The 21,175-nt window shown below is 71.6% G+C and carries 15 protein-coding genes; 8 read left to right on the forward strand and 7 right to left on the reverse strand.

Translation table 11 applies throughout. The features are described 5' to 3' along the window. The first annotated feature begins 32 nt into the window (after positions 1–32). Together AB0N03_RS29310 and AB0N03_RS29315 are read left to right on the forward strand one after the other, a co-directional pair. Positions 33–1,118, forward strand: coding sequence for a DUF5937 family protein (locus AB0N03_RS29310; protein ID WP_364378046.1), 1,086 nt, complete (start codon positions 33–35; stop codon positions 1,116–1,118). Positions 1,119–1,466: 348 nt separating this feature from the next. Continuing rightward, positions 1,467–1,820: an STAS domain-containing protein gene (locus AB0N03_RS29315; RefSeq protein WP_364378048.1), complete on the forward strand. Its 354-nt coding sequence runs from the start codon at positions 1,467–1,469 to the stop codon at positions 1,818–1,820. Positions 1,821–1,931: 111 nt separating this feature from the next. Here the strand turns inward: AB0N03_RS29315 and AB0N03_RS29320 are convergent, their stop codons facing one another. From AB0N03_RS29320 to AB0N03_RS29345, 6 genes are all read right to left on the reverse strand, one after another. Next, the gene (locus AB0N03_RS29320; RefSeq protein ID WP_364378050.1) at positions 1,932–2,978 is read right to left on the reverse strand and encodes a ketoacyl-ACP synthase III family protein; all 1,047 of its coding nucleotides are present in this window, start codon (positions 2,976–2,978) and stop codon (positions 1,932–1,934) included. Then, positions 2,965–3,267, reverse strand: a complete 303-nt coding sequence (locus AB0N03_RS29325) for a hypothetical protein (protein WP_364378052.1) — start codon at positions 3,265–3,267, stop codon at positions 2,965–2,967. The genes AB0N03_RS29320 and AB0N03_RS29325 overlap by 14 nt, the downstream gene beginning before the upstream one ends. 737 nt (positions 3,268–4,004) lie before the next feature. Beyond that, positions 4,005–10,184 carry an SDR family NAD(P)-dependent oxidoreductase gene (locus AB0N03_RS29330; protein WP_364378054.1) on the reverse strand — a complete coding sequence of 2,060 codons (6,180 nt, stop codon included), beginning with the start codon at positions 10,182–10,184 and terminating at the stop codon, positions 4,005–4,007. Positions 10,185–10,227: 43 nt separating this feature from the next. Continuing rightward, positions 10,228–11,397, reverse strand: a complete 1,170-nt coding sequence (locus tag AB0N03_RS29335) for a geranylgeranyl reductase family protein (protein WP_364378056.1) — start codon at positions 11,395–11,397, stop codon at positions 10,228–10,230. Positions 11,398–11,419: 22 nt separating this feature from the next. Further along, the gene (locus tag AB0N03_RS29340; protein ID WP_364378058.1) at positions 11,420–12,466 is read right to left on the reverse strand and encodes an ABC transporter permease; all 1,047 of its coding nucleotides are present in this window, start codon (positions 12,464–12,466) and stop codon (positions 11,420–11,422) included. Continuing rightward, on the reverse strand, positions 12,463–13,125 hold the full coding sequence (locus AB0N03_RS29345; RefSeq protein ID WP_364378060.1) for an ABC transporter ATP-binding protein: 663 nt from the start codon (positions 13,123–13,125) through the stop codon (positions 12,463–12,465). The genes AB0N03_RS29340 and AB0N03_RS29345 overlap by 4 nt, the downstream gene beginning before the upstream one ends. 368 nt (positions 13,126–13,493) lie before the next feature. Here AB0N03_RS29345 and AB0N03_RS29350 point away from each other — a divergent pair, with 368 nt between their 5' ends. Then, entirely contained in the window at positions 13,494–13,754 is a 261-nt protein-coding gene (locus AB0N03_RS29350) for a hypothetical protein (RefSeq protein ID WP_364378062.1), read from the forward strand. A gap of 298 nt (positions 13,755–14,052) precedes the next feature. On the opposite strand, the gene AB0N03_RS29355 is transcribed toward AB0N03_RS29350, so the two are convergent. Then, positions 14,053–15,072: a LacI family DNA-binding transcriptional regulator gene (locus AB0N03_RS29355; RefSeq protein ID WP_364378064.1), complete on the reverse strand. Its 1,020-nt coding sequence runs from the start codon at positions 15,070–15,072 to the stop codon at positions 14,053–14,055. A 305-nt stretch (positions 15,073–15,377) separates the two neighbouring features. Between AB0N03_RS29355 and AB0N03_RS29360 the strand changes: the two genes are divergently transcribed. The 5 genes from AB0N03_RS29360 to AB0N03_RS29380 all read left to right on the forward strand — a co-directional run bounded on the left by AB0N03_RS29360 (position 15,378) and on the right by AB0N03_RS29380 (position 21,137). Further along, positions 15,378–16,706, forward strand: coding sequence for an extracellular solute-binding protein (locus tag AB0N03_RS29360; RefSeq protein ID WP_364378066.1), 1,329 nt, complete (start codon positions 15,378–15,380; stop codon positions 16,704–16,706). 13 nt (positions 16,707–16,719) lie between these two features. Continuing rightward, positions 16,720–17,601, forward strand: a complete 882-nt coding sequence (locus tag AB0N03_RS29365; RefSeq protein WP_364378068.1) for a sugar ABC transporter permease — start codon at positions 16,720–16,722, stop codon at positions 17,599–17,601. Then, positions 17,598–18,449, forward strand: coding sequence for a carbohydrate ABC transporter permease (locus tag AB0N03_RS29370; protein ID WP_364378070.1), 852 nt, complete (start codon positions 17,598–17,600; stop codon positions 18,447–18,449). The genes AB0N03_RS29365 and AB0N03_RS29370 overlap by 4 nt, the downstream gene beginning before the upstream one ends. A 7-nt stretch (positions 18,450–18,456) precedes the next feature. After that, entirely contained in the window at positions 18,457–19,941 is a 1,485-nt protein-coding gene (locus AB0N03_RS29375; protein ID WP_364378072.1) for an alpha-N-arabinofuranosidase, read from the forward strand. Between the two features lie 248 nt (positions 19,942–20,189). Beyond that, positions 20,190–21,137, forward strand: a complete 948-nt coding sequence (locus AB0N03_RS29380) for an arabinan endo-1,5-alpha-L-arabinosidase (protein WP_364378074.1) — start codon at positions 20,190–20,192, stop codon at positions 21,135–21,137. Positions 21,138–21,175: the final 38 nt, after the last annotated feature.

Genomic DNA, 21,175 nt, shown 5'->3' on the forward strand with positions numbered 1-21,175 from the left:
TCCTCAGCTGGCCGAACAGCGAGAATGAGGGGATGACGTTGAGGATCGACATCGGCGGCCTGCCGTCCGAGCGACTGCGGTTCGCCGTCTCACCGCTGGCCGAGCTGACCGCGATGCTGCACGTGCTGGCCGAACCCGGGCATCACCCGCGGCTCGCCGGCTGGGCCGGGGACGTCCGGGCCGGGCTGCGGCCGGAGCTGGCCGAGCGGCTCCGGGAGGCGGAGTTCCTTTGGCGTTCCTCACGGGCCGACTTCCTGGTCCCCGCGCGTCCCCGGCCGACCCTCGCCGAAGAGCTGGACGAGGTGGACCGGATCGACGACGAAACCTACGTGACCGCCGCGCTCGTCACCACGTGCGGCAGCAACCGGATCCACTTCGGCGCGCCGTCGCCGCTCACCGACGCGACGGCGCGAGAGCGGGCCCTGGACCTGGCCCAGGCACGCGGTGCGCTCCAAGAGGCCTTCGCGGAACGGCTGCTCGCGGACCCGGCCGCCGTGCGGGCGCGCGTGCGGCAGACCCTCGAACAGTGCGCCGAGGCCTTCTTCGACGCCGCCTGGACGGGTGTCGCCGTGCGGCTCGCCACCGACCTGCGCCTGAAGAGCGACCTGCTGGAACACCAGGGCATCGGCGCGGCACTGGCGTCGGTTTCCGGCGCCGTGGCCCTGGCGCCGGACGGCAACCGCATCATCGTGGACAAGCTGCAGGACAACGCGACCGCCGCCCGCGGCACCGGGGTCACCTTCCTCCCCAGCGTTTTCGGCCGCCCGCACCTGGTGGTGATCCACGCACCCGGGTGGCAGCCGGTGGTGCAGTACCCCGTCGCCGAGGCGAGTCCCTCGGAGCCGGTATCGCTGGAAACGGTCACCCGGCGGCTGGAGGCACTCGCGCATCCGGTACGGCTGCGGCTGTTGCGCACGCTGGCCCGCGGCCCGCACACCACCGGTGAGCTGGCCGACGCCTGGGGACTTTCGCCCCCGGAGGTTTCCCGCCACCTCGCTGTCCTGCGCCGCGCGGGCCTGCTCACCACCCGGCGGCAGGGCCGTTACGTCCGCTACACCGTCGATCTTCCCGGTCTGACGGCGCTGGGGGCCGACCTGCTGGCGGCCGTCCTGCGCTGAGCAGCCCCTCGATCCTCGACGCGGCACCACGCGCTCATCGGCGTGACAGTGCGGTGAGTGCCGTGGTGCGGATGCCATGAAGGCCACCAGGATGCAGCCGGGGTGCCGATCGACGTTCTTGCGGGCGCGGTCGTAGCGCGTGCTCGTGCGTGGATCGGCGTGGCGGGGTCACCGATTCGGTCGATTTCGACCGTTTCGTGGAGATCTTCCGGCAGAGCGACACCTTCTTCGTTACGGTGGTCGAGCTTCCCCCTCGAGAGGTGCCCCGACCGGGCGTTTTGCCGGCGTGAACCGGGGTGTTTCGCTTCTGTGGACGGTAAGTTGAGGCCGGTCTGGCAGGAGGGCGGCATGCGGGTCTCACTCGATCGTGGATTGCTCCGGATCAGCACGCGTGAACGCGACGGTGTCCTCCACGTCGTCGCGCACGGAGAGGTCGACAGCGCCACCGTGACGTCGCTCGAGCACGCGGTGACCGCGGCGCTGGCGCGCCGGCCCCGCTCGCTGGTGGTCGACCTCGACGATGTGGCGTTCTTCGGCTCGGCGGGGATCGCCCACCTCCTGGCGGTGCGGGAAAGCTGCGCGAAGCAGGGGACTGACTTCCGCCTTCGCGTTCCGCACCAGGTTCGCCGGGCGCTGGCGCTCGTGGGCGTCGAGGCGGTGTTCACCATGGTCGAACCCGTCACGGGCGCCTCGGGTACCTGATCTCACCGCTCCGGGAGCCCGGCGGGGTTCTCGCCGTGGGTCGTGCCAGCGAGCGCGGCGGGCGGGGACCAGTGGAGGGGGGCACCGAACCGGCCGATGGTCCCCCCTCCGTCAGCGATGGCTCGGTGACGCGGGTCCCAGCTGGAGAACGACCGCCGTCCAGGTCATCCCCACCCCGATGCCGAGGAGCAGCACGTGCTCGCCACGGCCTACTTCGCCGCTGCGCAGCACGTGGTCGAGCGCCACGACTTGATCGCTCGCGCCGAGGTGTCCGACCCGGAGTCCCAGCTCGGTCATCGTGCGGTGCACGGGAATACCGAGCGGCTGCAGGATTTGCGTTTCCACGAGGCGTCGTCCGTAGTGGGGTGCGCAGATCTTGGCGATGTCGGGCAGATCGACGCCGGCTTCGGACAGAGCCGTCTTCACCACGGTCGAGACCGCTTCCGCGTTGCGGACGTTGACGTGCGCCGGGCCACCGTGCCGGCCAAGCCATTCGCGCTTGCGTCGACGGATGTCGAGGGCCCGGTGCGCCGCGACACTGGCTTGGCGGAACGGTTCGTCGCCTCGCTGCAGGCCTTCGAGCGACGAGTCGGTGAACGAGGCGATCGCGCGGATCCGGGCCAGCCCGGGCCGGCGCGACAGCACGACCGCGCTGCCCGCATCGCCGTAGACGATGCCGGTGTCCGTGCTCCAGTGCGGGAAGCCGGGGCCGCCGAACCGGTCGCCCGCCGTCACGAGCGCCGCGTCGTGGTCCGGGCGCCCGCCCAGCACGCTGGCGGCGAGGTCGAGGCCGGCCATCAGGCTGTTGCTCATCGCGCCGAGCTCCAGCGTGAGGCCGGGGCCCGCGCCGAGTCCCAGCTGGTCGCGGACGTAGGAGGCGGCGTGCCAGAAATCGACGCCCGAGTGGTAGATCCCGGCGTGCAGGCAGAGCGTCGGCCAGACCGGCTCGCCGACGGTGACGCGAGCCTGCCGCAGCGCTTCGCGTCCGGCCCGTACTGCCAGCTGGGGTCCGGACAGTTCGGCCACGGCGGCGGACCGCTGTCCGGTGCGGTCGGCCTCGTCGGAGGTGATCTCGCCGGCTGCGAGCGGGACGGTGACCGGCATGAGTGCGCCGACGTCACAGCCGATACCGTTGAGGTGCAGGTCAGTCACGCGCATCGGGGGTCACCTCCTGGTGCGCGAGCACGGCTTCGATCTCCGAGAGGGAGTCGTCGAGGTGCAGCGGCGGAGCGGACACGCACCCGGCCGCCGCCAGCTCGGCGGCGACGGCTTCGGCGCTTCCCCCGGCGAACCGGTGGAAGCCGGCGAACCGGGTGGGCTCGGTGCCCGGTACGGCGATGGCCAGGTGCGCCCAGCCGGTTTCGCGGTCCCAGCGAACGACCAGCCGGGTCGTCCCGGTGGCGGGAATGGTTCCGCGTAGCACCTGTGTCCACGTCGTGGCGGTCAAGGAATTTCCTTTCGGCACGGCGAGCGGCGCGCACTTCGAGGCACGCGCTGCTGATGGGATGGGCGAGGCCGCTTCGTCGGGGTCCTCGAGATGCCGCGAAACCTACCGCGATGATCACGGGGGGCGACTCGCACCCTGATACCGACAGTGATCACGACGCCTGGTAGTGGATCGAATTCCGGGATATATCCCGGGTTTCCCGGAAGATGATCACGAAAGTTGTTCAAGTTCCAGTTACTCGGAGTAGTTTCGGTCTCGTTGGGGTGGGCGGCCCAGGAGGACCCCGCAGCGCCCGAACAACCAGCTTGCCCCCATCGAGTCAACTATTCCCGGTCGGCGGGCCGCGGGACCCACACGATTCGGGGAACGAGGGAGAAGTAGCCGAGGCGCGTCAGCCTTCGCCGCGGTGGACGATCGCTGTTCACTCGGGCCGTGCTCCCGTTCTCGGGCGCCCGCCGTCCGCGGCGGAGTCGTAGGTCCAGCGGCCCGTGCCGTCGGCCGGGTCGAGGGCGCGCAGAAGAACTTCGGCCAGGATCACGGCACTGCCTTCAGTCCGTCCTCAGTGGACAAACTGGTGCCCTTCGACTTCGGCGGCGGGCGATGCGGTGGCGATCGAGATGATCGCGTCGCCTCGGGTCAGTTGACGACGAGGGTGAAGCCGACTGCCGCGGCGCCGCCACCGCACGCACCCCGCCCGTCCACGAGCACGCGACCGGACGGGCGGGGTGCGGTTCACCTCATTCGACCAGAATCGAGTCGAGGTGGGTGGCCAGTTCCACGGGGGACGGATGCGCCCAGAGCTCCGCCGGGGTCAGGGTGACCTCCAGGTCGCTTCGGAGCTTTCGGGTCAACGCCACCGCGAGCAGGGAATCCAAGCCGACTTCGGTGAACTTCGCGTGGGCGGGCACGGCGGACGGCTCGGTTCCCAGCAAGGCCGCCAAGGCGCGGACCACCGCTTCGCACAGCAACTGTGTCCTCGCGGGCCCCGGCTTTTCGGTTCGGACCCGGGATGCGGGGGAGGCCTCCGTGACCGCGGCGGGTCCGCTGTCCAGCTCGGCCAGCAGGGGAGCCGACCGGGCGTGGGGGAAGGCCCGGAACAGCAGATCCGGCTGGTAGTCGAAGACGCCGGTGTTGACCCGTTGGTGGCGCAGGAGTTCTTCCAGTGCGGCGAAACCGTCGGCGGTGGAGAGGGTGTCGAACCCCTGGGTGGCGAAGTGGGTCGCCCGGCCGGTCTCGCCCCAGGCGCCCCAGTCGACGGACAACGTGGGCAGGCCCTGGTCGTGGCGCCACCGGGCGAAAGCGTCCACCCAGGCGCCGGCGGCGGCGTAGTTCACCTGGCCCGCGTTGCCGAGCATCGCCGTCATCGAAGAAAACACGGCGAACCAATCCAGGGCGCGGCCGCGGACGGCCTCGTGGAGGTTGAGCGAGCCCGTCACCTTGGGGTGCCACACGCGGTCGAACTTCCGGGCGGTGATCCCGGCGATGGGCGTGTCGTCGAGCACCACGGCCGTGTGCAGGACGCCCCGCAGCTCCGCCCCGGCCGCGGTGACCAGGCGGCGGGCGGTGTCCGGGTCGGCGATGTCACCCCGGACGAGCTCCACCGCGCACCCGGCGGCCGCGAGGTCGCGCAGCACCGAGGCGGTTTCGGGAGCCGGTTCGCCGCGGCCGCCGAGGACGACGCGCCCGGCACCCGAGCGTGCCAGCCACCGGGCGGCTTCCAGGCCGAGGCCCTTCGTGCCACCCGTGATGATGTACGCCCCGCCGGGGCGCACCGCGGTGTCGCGGGCCGCGGCGTGCACGCGCAAGCGTTGTCCCGGTGGTGGAAAGGCGAGCGCGATCCGTCCGATGTGGTCGCCGGAGGCCAGCTGCTTGAACCCCGTCACCGCTTCGGGCAGCGGGACGACGGTGCGGGGCAGCAAAGGCAGGCGGCCGGCCCGGATTTCGGCCATCACCCGCTGCAGCGCGGCCCGGAAGAGCGCCGGTTGCTCGGATGCGGTCAGCACGAGGTCCAGTGCGGCGTAGGTGATGCCGTGGCGGAAGGCGCCGAGGTCGACGCGCGCGCCGTCGTAGAGGTCGCGCTTGCCGATTTCGACGAACCGCCCGGTGGGCGCGAGCAGTCGCAGTGACGCCCGCATCGCCGGGCCGGTCAGGGAGTTGAGCACGACGTCGACGCCGCGCCCGGCGGTCAGGAGCGGCACCTGCTCGGCGAAGTCGAGGGTGCGCGAGTCGAGCACGTGCTCGACGCCGTGTTCGCGCAGGTACCGGCGCTTGGCCTCGGTGCCGGCCGTGGCGATGACGGTGGCGCCCAGCGACCGGGCGACTTCGAGGGCGGCCAGCCCGGTGCCGCCCGCGGCGGAGTGCACCAGCACGGTCTCTCCTTCGCGCACGTGCGCGAGGTCGTGCAGCGCGTGCCAGGCCGTGACGTAGGTGAGCACGGACGGAACGATGTCCACCGGCTCGACCGCGTCCGGGACGCGCACTGTCAGGTCGGCCGAAACGAGGCACTCCGACGCCAGTGTCCCGGTCCCGGACGGCACCACGCTGACGACGCGGTCGCCGGGGACGAAGCCGTGCACGCCGTCGCCGGCCACCAGCACCACCCCGGCGGCGTCCGAGCCCAGGGCGGGCAGCGTGCCGTCGTCGGTGGGGTAGATGCCGAGCGCGATCAGGACGTCGCGGAAGTGCACGGTCGCCGCCTCGGGGCGCAGCAGCAGTTGCCCCGGCCCCGGCTCGAGCCGCGGCTCGCCGGTGGCGACCAGCCGAAGCCGTTCCAGGCCACCACCGGGATCCGGCTCGAGCACGTACGTTTCCTCGCCGGCGACGACGTCCACCTCGCCGGCCGTGCGCGGCGGCCGGGGCGCCAGCGGGGCCCGCGTCATCCTCGCCGCGTATCGCAGGCCCGCCCGCCAGGCCACCTCCGTCTCCGGCGTGGCCGCGAGCAGTTCGGCGGCGATGTCGGCCGCGCCGGTGTCGCCGCCTTCGCCGTCGACCCAGGTCACCGCGGACTGGGGCTGTTCGATCGCGGCCACCCGCAGCAGCCCGCGCAGGGCGCACACCCCGGGCCGCACCGGGTCCCCGTCGAGCACCGGCCGCGCACCGGCGCTGACCAGCCACAGCCGGGGCGGCGCGGGGTGCTCGGCGTGCGCCCGTAGCACCGACGCCACCCGCGTGATCCGATCCAGGTCGTCCAGCACGCCCGTGGCGCACCACACGACACCGGTGGCGGCGGAGCCGAGCGAGGCGTCGACGTCGGCGCGCACGACCCGCGCCCCGCGGTCGGCGAGGGCCGCGGCGACGCGGTCCGCGGTGCCTTCCCGGTCCCCGGGCTCGGCGACCACGGTCCACTCGCCGAACCGGGCGGCCGCCTCGTCCGGCAGCGGCATGAGGTGCCAGGAAATCTCGAACAGCCGGGAGTTCAGCAGCGCCCGGTCGGCGGAGGTGCCGGCGTTGCGGACCAGCTCGACGTCTTCCAGCGCGCCGAGCCAGGTCCCGGCCTCGTCGTAGAGGTCCGCCCGGCCCGTCGCGGCGTGCGGCCCGGTGCGGTGCACTTCGGGCCGGACCCACGTGATGCGGCCGGGTTCGCCCGGCAGCTCGACGTCGCCGATCCCGGTGGGCACCCACGGGGCGTCGACGTCGTCCTCGCCGTCGGCCACCAGCAAGGCGGCCACCGACAGGACGCAGCCGTCGAACAGCACCGGGTGCACGCGGGGCGCCCCCGTCCGGATCGGTGCGGCTTCGGGCACGCGCAGGCGGGTGACGCCGTCGCCGGCGACGGCGGCGATGGAGTGGAACGCCGGACCGGTGTCGAGGCCGACCCGGCGGAAGGCCTCGTAGAGGGCGTCGGCCGGCCGGGTGTCCGCCGGCACGCGCAGAGGCTCGTGGTCGTCCACCGGGCCTTCCCGGCGGATCGCCCGCGCCGCCGCGAGGCGCTCCCACCCGCCGCCGCCCTGCTGCACGACCTCCAGCTCGACCCGGGTCCCGGCGCGGGTCGCGGTGACCTGCACCGGCACCGCGGCGGTCAACGGCGTCATCCGTTCGAACCGCAGCCCGGTCAGGCGCACCTGGTCCGGGGCGCAGTCCACGAGGTCGGTGACCGCGGCCAGCAGCAGCTCGACGTGGGCCGCGCCGGGCACGAGCGGGGTCCCGCGCAGCGTGTGCTGCCCGAGCCAGTCGAGGTGCTCGGTGCCGAGGTCGGCGTGCCACACGTGCCGGGTGCGGTCTTCGGCGTCGGGGTCGGGGACGGCCGAGCGCTCACCCAGCCACAGGTGGGCCGCCGTGCCGGCCGAGCCGCGGGACCGCTCCTGCCAGTACCGGGACCGGTCGAACGCCGTGGGTGGCAGCGTGGTGCGGCGCCCGCCGCCGTTGACCGCGTCGAGGTCCACCGGGACGCCCGCCACGTGCAGCGCCGCCGCGGCTCGGCCCAGCGCCGCCGGGCCGTCCTGGTCGCGGACCAGCGACGGCACCGCCGTCACCGGCGCGCCCAGTGCGGCCGCCGTCTCCTCGATCGCCTGCGTCAGCAGGGGGTGCGGGGAGATCTCGAGGAACGCCCGGTACCCGTCTTCGAGCACGGCCCGGCACGCCCGGTCGAACCGCACCGGCGAACGCAGGTTCCGCGCCCAGTACGCCCCGTCGAAGGCGATCGGCTCACGGGGGCTGACGGCGGTCGAGTAGAACGGCACCTCCGGCGGCGCTCCCGCCAGCCACGAAGTCCGCTCGGCGATCTCGGTGAGGATCGGCTCGACCTGCGGCGAGTGCGCCGCGACCACCACGGCGATCCGCTTGCAGAACACGCCGCGACCGCCCCAAACCGCCAGCAGCTCGGCCACGACGTCCTCGTCGCCGGCGACCACAGTGGACGCGGGCGCGGTCACCACGGCCACCGAAACGCCGTCCAGCCCGGCGATTTCGGATTCGACCTGCTCCACCGGCAGCGCGATGACCGCCATGCAGCCGCCCGCCACCCGCTGCAGCAGCGAGGAGCGGATGAGGGTGATGCGCATCCCGTCCTCGGGCGAAAGAATGCCCGCGGCCACGGCGGCCGCCGCCTCGCCCATCGAGTGCCCCACGACGGCGGCCGGGCGCAGTCCGCGTTCGCGCCACATCTCGCCGAGCGCGGTTTGCACCGCGAACACCACGGGCTGGACGACGTCCATGCGCTCGAGGTGCGCGCCGGACTCCAGCAGCCGCCGCACCGGCACGCCGGCTTCGGCGGCGACGGGGTCCAGCCGGTCGATCGTGCGGGTGAACGCGGGGTCGCGGTCGAGCAGGTCCCGCGCCATGCCCGCCCACTGGGAGCCGTGCCCGGAGAACACCCACACCGGGGCACCGGGATCGCCGGTCGGCCCGGTGACGACGGCGGGGTGCTCGCGGTCCTCGGCCAGTGCGCGCAGCCCGGCCACGAGCTCCGCCTGGCCGGTCGCGACGACGCAGGCGCGCGTCGAGAGGTGGCTGCGGTGGACGGCGAGGGTGTGCGCGACGTCGGCCGGCCGCGGGCACGCGGCCTCGACGTGGCCGGTGAGCCGGGCGGCGGTCGCGGCCAGCCCGCGGGGCGACGCCGCCGACAAGGCGTGCGTGAGCGGCCGGTCGGAGCCGGGCGCCACGACGGGCTCGGGAGCGGACGGGGCCTGCTCCACGATGGCGTGCGCGTTGGACCCGGTCACCCCGAAGGCCGATACGCCGGCGCGCCGGGGCCGGCCTCCGCCGTCCCAGGGCGTCGTGTCGGTGGGGACGAAGAACCGCGTGCCGTCGGCGTCGATTTCCGGGTTCCACCGGGTGAAGTGCAGGTTGGCGGGGATGACCCCGCGCTCGACCGCCAGCGCCGCCTTGATGAGGCCGAGCACGCCGGCCGCGCTTTCCGGGTGCCCGATGTTGGTTTTGAGCGAGCCCAGCGCACACGGCGCGCTCGACGAACCGTAGGCGTCGGACAGGGCACCGAACTCGATCGGGTCGCCGACGGGCGTGCCGGTGCCGTGCGCTTCGACGTAGCCGATGTCGTCCGGGGTGACGCCGGCGGCGTGCATCGCCTCCGTCACCACCGCCCGCTGCGCGGACCGCGACGGCTGGGTGATCCCCTGCATCCGCCCGGCGTGGTTGATCGCGGTTCCGGCGATGACGGCCAGCACGCGGTCGCCGTCCCGCCGGGCGTCGTCCAGCCGCTTGAGGGCGACCACGCCGCAGCCCTCGCCGCGCACGAACCCGTCCGCGCCCGCGTCGAAGGCGGCGCAGCGCCCGAGCGAGGACAGCGCGCCGGCGCGGGCGAACCCGACGAGCCCGCCCCACTCCAGCTGCACGGTCACCCCGCCCGCCAGCGCGAGGTCGGTTTCTCCTTGGTGCAGGGAGCGGCACGCCAGGTGCACCGCGATCAGCGAGGAGGCGCAGGCGCCGTCCACGGCCAGGGAAGGGCCGTTGACGTCGAGGATGTAGGAGATGCGCCCGGGCGCGCCCGACGGGATCGCCGAAATGCCGTGGTAGACGTTGAAGTTCGCGATGGTGAACCGCTTGGCGTAGTCGGCGCCGGAAATCCCGATGAACAGGCCGGTGCGCGAGCCGGCCAGCGAGCGCGGGGGCACGCCGGCGTCCTCCAACGCCTCCCAGGTGGCCTCCATCAGCAGCCGGTGCTGCGGGTCGACGCTGGGAGCCTCGGCGGCCGGCACCCCGAAGAACCCAGGGTCGAACTGGTCGATGTCGTCGAGGAAAGAGCCGTTGTGCAGGGCCCGCGCGTCGGCGAGGTCGGCGGGCACCACGCGTTCGTGGCCGGGCCACCGCGAGCCGGGGTCCGAACCCGCCACGACGTCACGGCGGTCCATGAGCACCTGCCACAGGTCTTCCGCCGACTGCACCCCGCCGGGGGCCCGCGTCGCCGTCCCGATGATCGCCACCGGAGTCTGACGTCCGGTTTCCGTTGTCACAGCAGACATTTCGTTCCGTTCGGGTCAGAGGACGGCCATCGCGGGCCGGAGTTCACAACAGGAAGTCGATGGCCTTCAGGGCCACCCGGGCCGCGGGCGTGCCGAGCAGTTCGGGGATCGTGGTGCGTCCGGCGAGGTAGGAGTCGACCCCGCGCCACACCGGCGGTACGCCGGTCAGTGCCGCGTGGAACAGGCCGGGGCGGCGGGTGAACACGTTCATGACCCGGCGGGAGGCCCGCATTTCCGCTTCGAGCGTGGAGTGCACCACGGCGGTGTAGCCCGCCCGCGCGCGCCGCAGGCCGGGTTCGTCTTCGGCCCGCGCGATCTCCGTGGCCGCTTTCCCCGCCCAGATCCCGGATCGGAGGGCGAAGGAGATGCCTTCGCGTGACCAGGGGTCGCACAGCCCGGCGGCGTCGCCGGCCACCAACGCCCGGTTCCGGGCCAGCGGCGAGCCGGGGTGGCGGCACCGCGTCAGGTGTCCCGTGTCGTGCCGGGGCGTCAGGTGGCCGAGGCCGTGGCGCCCGAGGAAGTCGCGCAGGTAGGCCTTGGTGGCGTCGCCCTGCCCTTTCGCCGCCACCACGCCCGCGGTGCAGATGTCGCCCTTGGGGAAGACCCAGCCGAAAGAGCCCGGAAGCGGTCCCCACTCCATCAGCATGCGGCCGCGCCACCGCGCCGCCGTCGGCCGGTCGACGGGCACTTCGACCTCGAGCGCGAGGTCCACCTGTTCGCACCGCACACCGACGTGCCGGCCGATCCGGCTCGCACTGCCGTCCGCTCCCACGAGCGCGCGGGCGTGGACGCGCTCGCCGGCCGTGGTCCGCACGGTGACGACGCCGTCGCCGTCCTCGATGCCCGCCACCGTCGTCCGGTCGCGCACGGTGGCGCCGGCCTTGGCGGCCAGCCCGGTCAGGGCGGCGTCCAGTTCGTCGCGGAACACCATCTTGCACCGTACGTTCCCGGCCGAGTCCAGGGTGCGCACCCGGCGGCCGCCCAGCCCGAAGGTGACCGCGTCGATCTCGTCGTGGACCTCGACGGCCAGCCCCGCCGGCAGGTACGCCTGCGAGCACCCGATCAGGCCGCCGCCGCAGGTCTTGTACCGCGGGATGGCCGCGCGTTCCAGCAGGAGCACCCGGCAGTCTTCTTCGGCCGCGATCCTGGCGGCGCTCGCCCCGGCCGGACCGGCGCCGACGACCACGACGTCCCACACTTTCCGCTCGCTCACGACGGTTCCCTTCTCCGGTGGATCAGTGGGTGGTCGCGGTCGCGGTCGCGGGGGCGGCCCGGCGCGCCGGGCCGCGCTTGGCCGGCGCCTTGGCGGCCGCGCGGTGCGGTGGCGGGCAGGGGTCGTCGCAGCCGAGGTGCGAACAGAGCACCACCGGGCCGCTGCGGGACTCGACGACGAGCGAGCCGTCGGGGCGGCTGCGCAGGGTGACCACGGCCGTGGTCGCGTCGGCGGGCACCAGTTCCGTGTGCTCGGCGCGGTTCCTCGTGCGCCGGTGGAAGGCGGCCAGCGCGAGCAGCGCGAAGGCCAGGAACCACAACGGCCCGAGCAGCAGGTGGCCCACCGAGCCGCGGTCGGTGAACGTCGCCGCCACGCCGCTCTGCATCGCGCCGTAGGTGGGCAGGTAGCGCAGGACGCCGGTGCCGTCCGCCGGGTTGATGACGGGGTTCTGCACCATGACGTCGACCAGGCTGGTCATGATGATGACGAACATGCCCGCCAGCTCGGTGGAGAGGGCGAGCCCGAGCACGATGCCCAGGCCGCCGTAGGTCAGGCCGCTGGAGAACAGGCTCAAGCCCAGCGCCGGGACGCTGTGGGGATCGCAGAAGAACGTCATCGCGAGCGTCGCGTACGCCGACACCCCCGCGGCGAGGAGGAACAGGGCGGCCAGCTTGGCCAGCAGCAGGCAGGGCCGGGAGTAGCCGGCCAGCACGAGCCGCTGGTCGAAGTCGTTCGACCGGCGCACCGCGGTGAACATCATGAAGCCGACGATGAGCGTCACCGCGTTGATGGCCGCGGAGATCAGCGCCAGCTGGTCGGCGGCGACGGTCACGGCCCCGTCCACGACGGCCGAGTGGAAGTCCAGCGTCCGGGCCGGCAGCACCCCGTGCACCACCATGAGCCAGCACGGGATGAAGAACACGACCAGGAGCAGCGCCAGCCGGTTGCGCGCGTGCTGGGCCACCTCGAAGGCGATCGCCTTGAGCAGCGCGGCCTGCCAGGTCGTCGCGACGGCCAGGTCGTCGAGCCAGGCCCGGACGCCGGAGGCCAGGTTCGTCCACGACTTCACGAAGCGACCTGCCGGTACTTCGCCCGGCCGGCCGGGACGCCGACGGGCTCGGCGGGCACCACCAGGCCCGCCTCCAGGCGCAGGAGCCGGTCGAACCGCTCGGTGTCGTGGGCGATGTGCGAGATCACCAGCACCGAGCACCCGCGGTCGCGCAGTTCCGTGGTGATGGCCCAGAAGTTGAGGTAGTTGTCCCAGTCGAACCCCTGGTACGGCTCGTCCATCAGCACCACCCGCGGGTCGTGCATGAGGGCGAGCGTGAGGTTCAGCTTCTGCTTCGTCCCGCCGCTGAGCGTCCCGGCCTTCGTGTCCGCGTACTGGGACAGCCCCAGCCGCTCCACCAGCTCGGTGGCGCGGTCCAGGCTCTCCAGGTGGTAGGCGCACTGGAAGTACCGCAGGTGCTGTTCGACGGTGAGGTCGTCGTTGACGACGATGCGCTGCGGGCAGTAGCCGAGATCGCCGCGCCGCGAGATCTTCCCGCGGTCCGCCTTGAGCGCGCCGGCCAGCAGGCCGAGCAGCGTGCTCTTCCCCGCGCCGTTCTCGCCGATGATGCCGAGCAGCTCACCTTCGCGCAGCTCGAACCGCGCCCCGCGCAGCACCTGGCGGTGGCCGTACGACTTGTGGAGATCGACGACGGTCAAGGTGGTTTCTCGCTGGGACAAAGGGGCTCCTCGATGTCGATGGCGATCGTCCGCTGGGGGGCGGCCGGAACGGCCAGATCCGTCGCGGAATGCGTTGCCGCCGGGCGGAAATCCCGGTCTGCCGGGCCGCGGCTCTCGATCACCGTAGCTCCGATCGCGGGCGGGGCAACGGGTTCCGCGGTCACATCACCCATTCCGGGCGGCGACGCAGCCGCGGCCGTGGTGCGCCTGCACTCGTTCACGTGAACCCCGCGGTTTTCCTTGAATGCGCGGGGATCGGTGCGGCATATTCGGATCGCCACGGGAGATCGTCATGCGGAACTCCGGTGCCGCCGTCTCGGTCCGCGGCCTTCGAAGAAAATCCATTCAGCACGAGAAGGAGAATTGTCGTGGGAAAGAAGACGTCGACGGGTTCGCTGCTCGCCTTGGCCGCTGTCGCCGCAACGCTGACGCTCGCGCCGCCTGCCTCCGCGGAGCAGCTGTCACCGCCGGGCACCTGGGTGAGGACGCACGACTTCCAGAGCCGCTACCTCTGCCAGAGCGCCGGCCTCACCGGCGAGTTTTTCGGGCGGTGGCGAGAAGGCGAGTGGAAGTGCTCGGGGACGACGTTGTTCGTGCTGCAGGTCTCGCCCATGCCGGGGGCCGGCTGACAGGCGGATCCGGCCGCCGGTGACACATCGCCGGCGACCGGATCTCCGCCGGGTGGATATCCCGTTCCGATTCCCGTAAACCCCTCAGCCGGCTCATCACTCTTTCCGGGCTTCGAGGCGGCCCGGTGCCCGGCGGCTTACCGCTGATCATTGCCGAGCTTCGGTGACGAAACATCGAGGCGACGTGAGGTGCGGTGCGTCGGTCGGGTGCGGTCGGCTCAGCGGCGGTGCGCGACCACTGCGGCCGCCCGGCTCGTGATTTCTTCGGGAATGCGGATCTGGTGTTGATGGGGGAGAACTAGGACTTCCCGACCGTGCTTTCCCTCGCGATGAGCCGGTGTTCGGCGCGCACCTCGATGCCGGGCATTGGCTCGGCGCCACCGATGCGCCTCAGCAACCGCTCGACGGCGGTCGCCGCGATCGCGACCTTGTCCGGGGAGATCGTGCTGATCGTGGGGTTCGAGTAGCGGCCCTCCTCGATGTCGTCGTAGCCGATCAGCGCGATGTCCTCCGGTACGCGGCGGCCGAGCTCCAGCGCGGTGTGCAGCGCCCCCAAGGCGACGAGGTCGCTGTAGCAGAAGACGGCGTCCGGCGGGTCGTCGCGGGCGAGGAGCGCGCGCATGGCGCCCGAGCCGTCGGCGCGGTTGAACCGCGGGGTCGGGATGATCAGCGACTCGTCGACGGGCAGGCCGGCGTCCGCGTGCGCCCGGCGGTAGCCGCGGGTGCGCAGCTGCGCGGCCTCGCCCGTGGGGTAGGGCTGGTCGCCGATCGCCGCGATGCGCCTGCGGCCGAGGCCGATCAGGTGCGCGGTGGCGGCCCGCGACGCCTCGACGTCGTCGATGCCGACGTGGTCGAAGACGCCGTTGGACACCCGTTCCCCGAGGACGACCAGCGGCAGGTCCGGGTCGATCTCGACGAGGTCCTCCTGGGCGAGCCCGAGGGGCGAGAAGATCATCCCGTCGAACAGGAACGCGCGGGCGCCGCGGCCGATCAGCTCCCGTTCGTGCGCGGCATCGCCGTCGGTCTGGTCGATGAGGACGTTGTACCCGTGCTCGCGCGCCCTCGGGATGATCGCCTGCAGCAGCTCGGCGAAGTACGGCGTGTCGAGGTAGGGCACGACGACCGCGATCTGCCCGGACCGGCCGCGCGCGAGGTTGCGGGCCAGCACGTTCGGCCGGTAGTTCAGCTCGAGGAGCGCCCGCTCGACCTTCGCGCGGGTCCGCTCCGTCACGCGGGCATAGCCGTTCACGACGTTCGACACCGTCCTGGCGGACACCCCCGCGAGCAGCGCGACGTCACGCAGGGTGGCATCGCGCATGGCGTGCTCCTTCGGTGGACGATCCCGCTCCTGGAGAAAGTGTGCACGGCCGTCCCGGCCAGCGACAACTCGACATCCCGAGCCGGTCGTCGAAACGAGGGCTTGCAGCGCGGCAAACCGACGTTCATACTATTTTGCAGCGCAGCAAAATCCGGTGCCACGGCGGCAGCCAGGGTCAGTCCCGTCCGGCCGAGGCGCGCACCACCGTTCGGTCCCTGCCCTTTGCTCCCGGCTCGGCGTGCCCCCGGACGTTCGCGTTCCGTGACGATGACCGCCGCCGTGAGCCCGCGGAAAGGCGCTGTCACATGCTCGGCTTCAACGGGTTGCGCAAGGTCGTCTCCGTGCTCGCCGTCGGCGGGCTGCTGGCGGTCGCGTCGTGCAGCGGTGGTTCCGGCGACAGCACCGGCGGTGGCACCGGCCGGCCCGTGCACGTGTCGGTGTGGGCGTGGTACCCGGAGTTCAAGAGCGTGGTCGAGGCGTTCAACGCCACCCACAAGGACATCCAGGTCGACTGGACGAACGTCGGCACCGGTCCCGACCAGTACGCCAAGCTGAAGACGGCCTTCACGGCCGGCACCGGAGCTCCGGACGTCGCGATGGTGGAGTTCCAGCAGATCCCCACGTTCCTCATCCTCGACGCGCTCGTCGACATGGCCCAGTACGGCGCCGGCGAGGACAGGAGCTTGTACGCCGACTGGGCCTGGCAGCAGTCGACCGACGGCGACAAGGTCTACGCCATCCCGGTCGACGGCGGGCCGATGGCGCTGATGTACCGCAAGGACCTCTTCGAGAAGTACGCGATCCCGGTGCCGACCACGTGGGCCGAGTACGCGGCCGCCGCGGAGAAGATGAAGGCGGCCGACCCCACCGCGTTCATCGCGAGCTTCGGCAGCGACGGCGGCTGGCTCAACGGCCTGATGTGGCAAGCGGGGTGCCGCCCCTACGGCTACTCGATGGCCAAAGCGCGGGACCAGGTGAAGATCGATCTGACCAACCCGGCCTGCGAGAAGGTCGTCGAGTTCTACGGCGACCTCGTCCAGCGGGGCCTCATGGCGACCGACCCCTTCTTCACCGCCGACGCCGCCGCGGCGCTCGACTCCGGCAAGTACTGGACGTGGGCGGCCGCGGGGTGGACCCCCGGCTACGTCGCGGGTTCGCTGAAGAACACCGCGGGCAAGTGGGCGGTCGCACCGATGCCGCAGTGGACCAAGGGCGAGGACGCCCAAGGCGACTGGGGCGGCTCGACGTTCACGGTCACCAAGCAAGCGAAGAACCCCCAGGCGGCCACCGTGGTGGCGCGCGAGCTGTTCGGCAAGTCGAAGCAGGCCTGGGACATCGGCCTCAACAAGGAGTTCCTCTACCCGCTGGTCAAGGACGTCGCGGCCGACCCGGCGTTCACCGGCAAGGCGTACGGCTTCTTCGGCGGCCAGAAGGTGAACGAGATCTTCGTGCCGGTGTCGGAGAAGCTGGGCGACTTCGATTACACCCCGTTCCAGGACTTCGTGTTCGGCGACCTGCTCGACCGGTGCGCGGAAGCCGTCTCGGGGAAACGGAAGTGGGACACGGTGCTCAGCGCGACCCAAAACAACGTCGTGGACTACGCGCGGAAACAGGGCTTCACGGTCGGCCGGTAGGCGAGGAGACCCCGTGCGGCGCAACCGAACGACCAGCCGTCCGCTCACCGGAGCGTTGTTCGTCCTCCCGTTCTTCCTCGTGGTGGTGGCGTTCCTGGTCGTGCCGCTCGGATACGCGTTCTGGCTCAGCCTGTCCAGCAAGAGCCTCGCGCTCGGCGAACGCTTCACCGGGTTCGCCAACTACACCCGGGCCTTCACCGACCCGGTGCTGCTGGACGGCGCCGGCCGCGTGGTCGTGTTCGGCGCGGTGCAGATCCCGGTCATGCTCGGGATCGCGCTCGCCGGGGCGCTCACGCTCGACGCGGTCACCACGAGGTTCGCGATCGCGTTCCGGCTCATCGCGTTCATGCCCTACGCGGTGCCCGCCGTCCTCGGCGCGCTCATGTGGGGGTTCCTCTACAGCAAGACGTTCGGCCCGTTCGCCGGCCTGCCGGCGGTGGTGGGCGGCGAGCCGGTCGACTTCTTCTCGACGGACCTGCTGCTCCTGTCGCTCGGCAACATCGTGACGTGGGCGTGGACCGGCTACAACATGATCGTCCTGTACTCGGCGCTGCAGGGCGTGCCGAGGGAGATGTACGAGGCGGCGCTGATCGACGGCGCGTCCCAGGTGCAGATCGCGGTGCGGATCAAGGTGCCCGCGATCGGGCAGGCGATCGGGCTCGCCGCGATCTTCACGGTCATCGGCACCATGCAGTTCTTCGTCGAACCCTACGTGATGTCCCGGTTTGCACCGCAGATCTCCGCCGGCTACACCCCGAACCTTTACGCCTACAACCAGGCGTTCGCCTACTCCGACTTCCACTACTCGGCCGCGATCTCCTTCGCGCTCGGCTTCGTCGTGTTCGTCGCCGCGTACGCGTTCGTGCTGCTGACGAGGAAGCGGAGGCGGTCATGAGGTCGCCCGTGGCACCGAAGACGCGGGTACCGCACCTGCTCATGGCGGCGGGCATGCTGTACTTCCTCGTCCCGCTGCTGTGGGTCGCGATCGCCGCGACCAAGAGCCAGTCCGGCCTGCTGTCCAGCCCGGCCCTGTGGTTCGACGGCTTCAACCTGTTCGACAACCTCGCGCAACTGTTCCGCGAGGACGACGGTGTCTACGGCCACTGGCTCGTCAACACCGCGGTGTACTCGGGTGTGAGCGCGGCAGGCGCGACGCTGCTCGCAGCGTTGGCGGGCTACGGCCTCGCCCGCTTTTCCTTTTGGGGCAAGCGGTTCTTCGAAACCGCGCTGCTCGGCATGATCATGGTGCCCGCCACGGCGCTGGTGCTGCCGACCTACCTGATCCTGTCCCATCTCGGCATCGTCAACACGATGGGAGCGGTGATCCTGCCGTCGCTGCTCAGCCCGTTCGGCACCTACCTGGTGCGGGTGTACGTGGCCGAGAGCGTGCCGGCGGACCTGCTCGACGCGGCGCGCCTCGACCGGGCGAGCGAGTGGCGGATCTTCTGGCAGGTCGCGGTGCCGATGATCCGGCCGGCCCTGGTCACGGTCTTCCTGTTCACGCTCGTGTCCACCTGGAACAACTACTTCCTGCCGCTCGTGATGCTGAGCGATGCCGACCTCTTCCCGCTGACGGTCGGGTTGACCACCTGGTTCAACACCGCCCAGCAGGAGGCCGGCACGCGCGTGCTGTTCAACCTCGTGGTCACCGGCTCGCTGCTGGCGATCGTGCCGCTCGTCATCGCTTTCGTCTTCCTGCAACGGTTCTGGCGCAGCGGCGCCGGAGCCGGCGCACTGCGATAGGAGACCTGTGCTCAGTGCCGCCATCGCCCTCAGCCCCGACTTCGTCGTCGCGCCGGTGCGCCGCCGCACGTTCGGCTCGTTCGTCGAGCACCTGGGGCGGTGCGTCCACACCGGGATCCACGAGCCGGGGCACCCGACCGCCGACGAGGACGGGTTCCGCGGCGACGTGCTCGCCCTGACCCGGGAGCTGGGGGTCACGGTCGTCCGGTACCCGGGCGGGAACTTCGTGTCCGGGTACCGGTGGGAGGACGGCGTCGGCCCGGACCGCCCGGTGCGCCGCGACCTCGCGTGGCGCGGCATCGAGACCAACGAGGTCGGCATCGACGAGTTCGCCCGCTGGGCGGGCAAGGCCGGCGCGGAGATCATGTACGCGGTGAACCTCGGCACCCGCGGCGTCGCGGAGGCCCTCGACGTGCACGAGTACCTCAACCACCCGGGCGGCACGCACCTGTCCGACCTGCGGCGGGCGAACGGCACGCCGGAACCGCACGGCGTACGGCTGTGGTGCCTCGGCAACGAGCTGGACGGTCCATGGCAGACGGGCCACAAGACCGCGCACGAGTACGGCCGGCTGGCGGCGGAGACGGCCCGGGCGTTGCGGCAGGCCGAGCCGGAGCTCGAACTGATCGCGTGCGGCAGCTCGAACTCGGGCATGCCGACGTTCGGCGCGTGGGAGTCGACCGTGCTCGAGCTGGCCTACGACCAGGTCGACCACATCTCGTGCCACGTCTACTACGAGGTGCTCGACGGCGACATCGACAGCTTCCTCGCCTCGGCCGTGGACATGGACCACGTCATCGACAGCGTCGTCGCGACGGCCGACGCCGTGGGCGCCCGGCTGAGGAGCGACAAGCGCATCGGAGTGTCCTTCGACGAGTGGAACGTCTGGTACCAGCAGCGTTTCCAGGCCGACCCGCCCACGGCGTGGCGTACCGCGGCCCCCCTCATCGAGGACACCTATGACGTCGCCGACGCCGTCGTCGTCGGGAACCTCCTGATCTCGTTGCTGCGGCACAGCGACCGGGTGGCGGCCGCCTGCCAGGCACAGCTGGTCAACGTGATCGCCCCCATCCGCACGGAGCCCGGCGGCCCGGCGTGGCGGCAGACGACGTTCCACCCGTTCGCGCTGACGGCCCGGCTCGCGCGCGGGCAGGTGCTGCGCACGGAGGTCGCGTCCCCGGTGTACGGGACGGCCCGCTACGGCGACGTGCCGGTCGTCGACGCGGTCGCCACCCACGCCCCGGCGACGGGGGAGACGGTGGTGTTCGCCGTGAACCGCCACCGCACCGAACCGGTGGACCTGACCGTCGCCGTGCCCGGTGCGGTGTCGGTGACCGAGGCCTGGACCCTGCACGACCCGGACACGTCGGCGACCAACACCGCGGCGCACCCGGACCGGGTCGTGCCCCGCCGCCACCCCGCCGAGCTGACCGGCGGCACCCTGCGCACCGTCCTGGCCCCGGTGTCGTGGACCGCGGTGCGACTCGCCTGATCGGTCGTACGAGTGCGTTCCGATTTCGTGTTAGCGCTAACAGTTTGTGCGATCCGCCTACCGAATCCGGTCAGGGCCGGTCTCGAAGGTTCCCAGTTCAACAGGATGTTGGACGGCGATCTCAAGAATCATCGCTTGAACATGCGCTGTTAGCGATAACAGAAACGCCTTGTCGACGCTGCCGGTGAGCGTTATCGTGCTAGTTCTGCTCGCGTTCCTTCGGAATCGAGGACATCGTGGTCTCATCGATGAAGAGGTTTTCGGTACTGCTGGTGGCACTGGCTCTCGCGGTGGTGGTGGCGCCGGAGGCGGCTGCTTATCCGTTGCCGGGCCGGGTGACCGGTGACATCGGCGTGCACGACCCGAGCATGGTCAAGCGGCCTGACGGCAGTTATCTGGTGGCGCACACCGGGAACGACATCGCGCTGAAGACGTCGACGGATCGGACCGCGTTCCGCACTGCGGGTTCGGTGTTTCCGGGCGGTGCCTCGTGGACGAGCACGTACACCGGTGGCAGCCGGAACCTGTGGGCGCCGGACATCTCCTACCGCAACGGCCAGTACTGGCTGTACTACGCGGCTTCGACGTTCGGGTCGAACCGGTCGGCGATCTTCCTGGCCACCAGTACCAGCGGTAACGCCGGAACGTGGACCCATCGCGGTCTGGTGATCGAGTCGCGCACGTCGGACGACTTCAACGCCATCGACCCCGACTTGGTGGTGGACGACCAGGGTCGCTGGTGGCTTTCGTTCGGTTCGTTCTGGTCGGGTGTCAAGCTGGTCGAGCTCAACCCGTCGACCGGTCTGCGCTCGGACAGCACGATGCGGTCGATCGCCGGCCGGGGCGGCGGCGCGATCGAGGCGCCGAACATCGTCAAGCGCGGGAGCTACTACTACCTGTTCGTCTCGTTCGACCTGTGCTGCCGGGGCGCGTCGAGCACCTACCGCGTGATGGTGGGCCGCTCCGGCAGCATCACCGGCCCGTACGCCGACCGCAACGGCGTCGCGATGACCTCCGGCGGTGGCACCGAAATCCTCGCGGGCCAGGGCAGCGTCCACGGCCCCGGGCACCAGGACGTCTTGGCGGACAACGACGGCGACGTCCTGACCTACCACTACTACGCGGACAACGGCACGTCGTTGCTGGGCATCAACCTGCTCGCTCGCGATTCGGCCGGCTGGCCCTACTTGTACTGAACCACAACGCTTTCGGGTTTCGCAGGCACACGAAAGGA

Origin of the sequence: Amycolatopsis sp. NPDC051061, from assembly GCF_040682935.1 — a bacterium.
Classification (GTDB): Bacteria; Actinomycetota; Actinomycetes; order Mycobacteriales; family Pseudonocardiaceae; genus Amycolatopsis.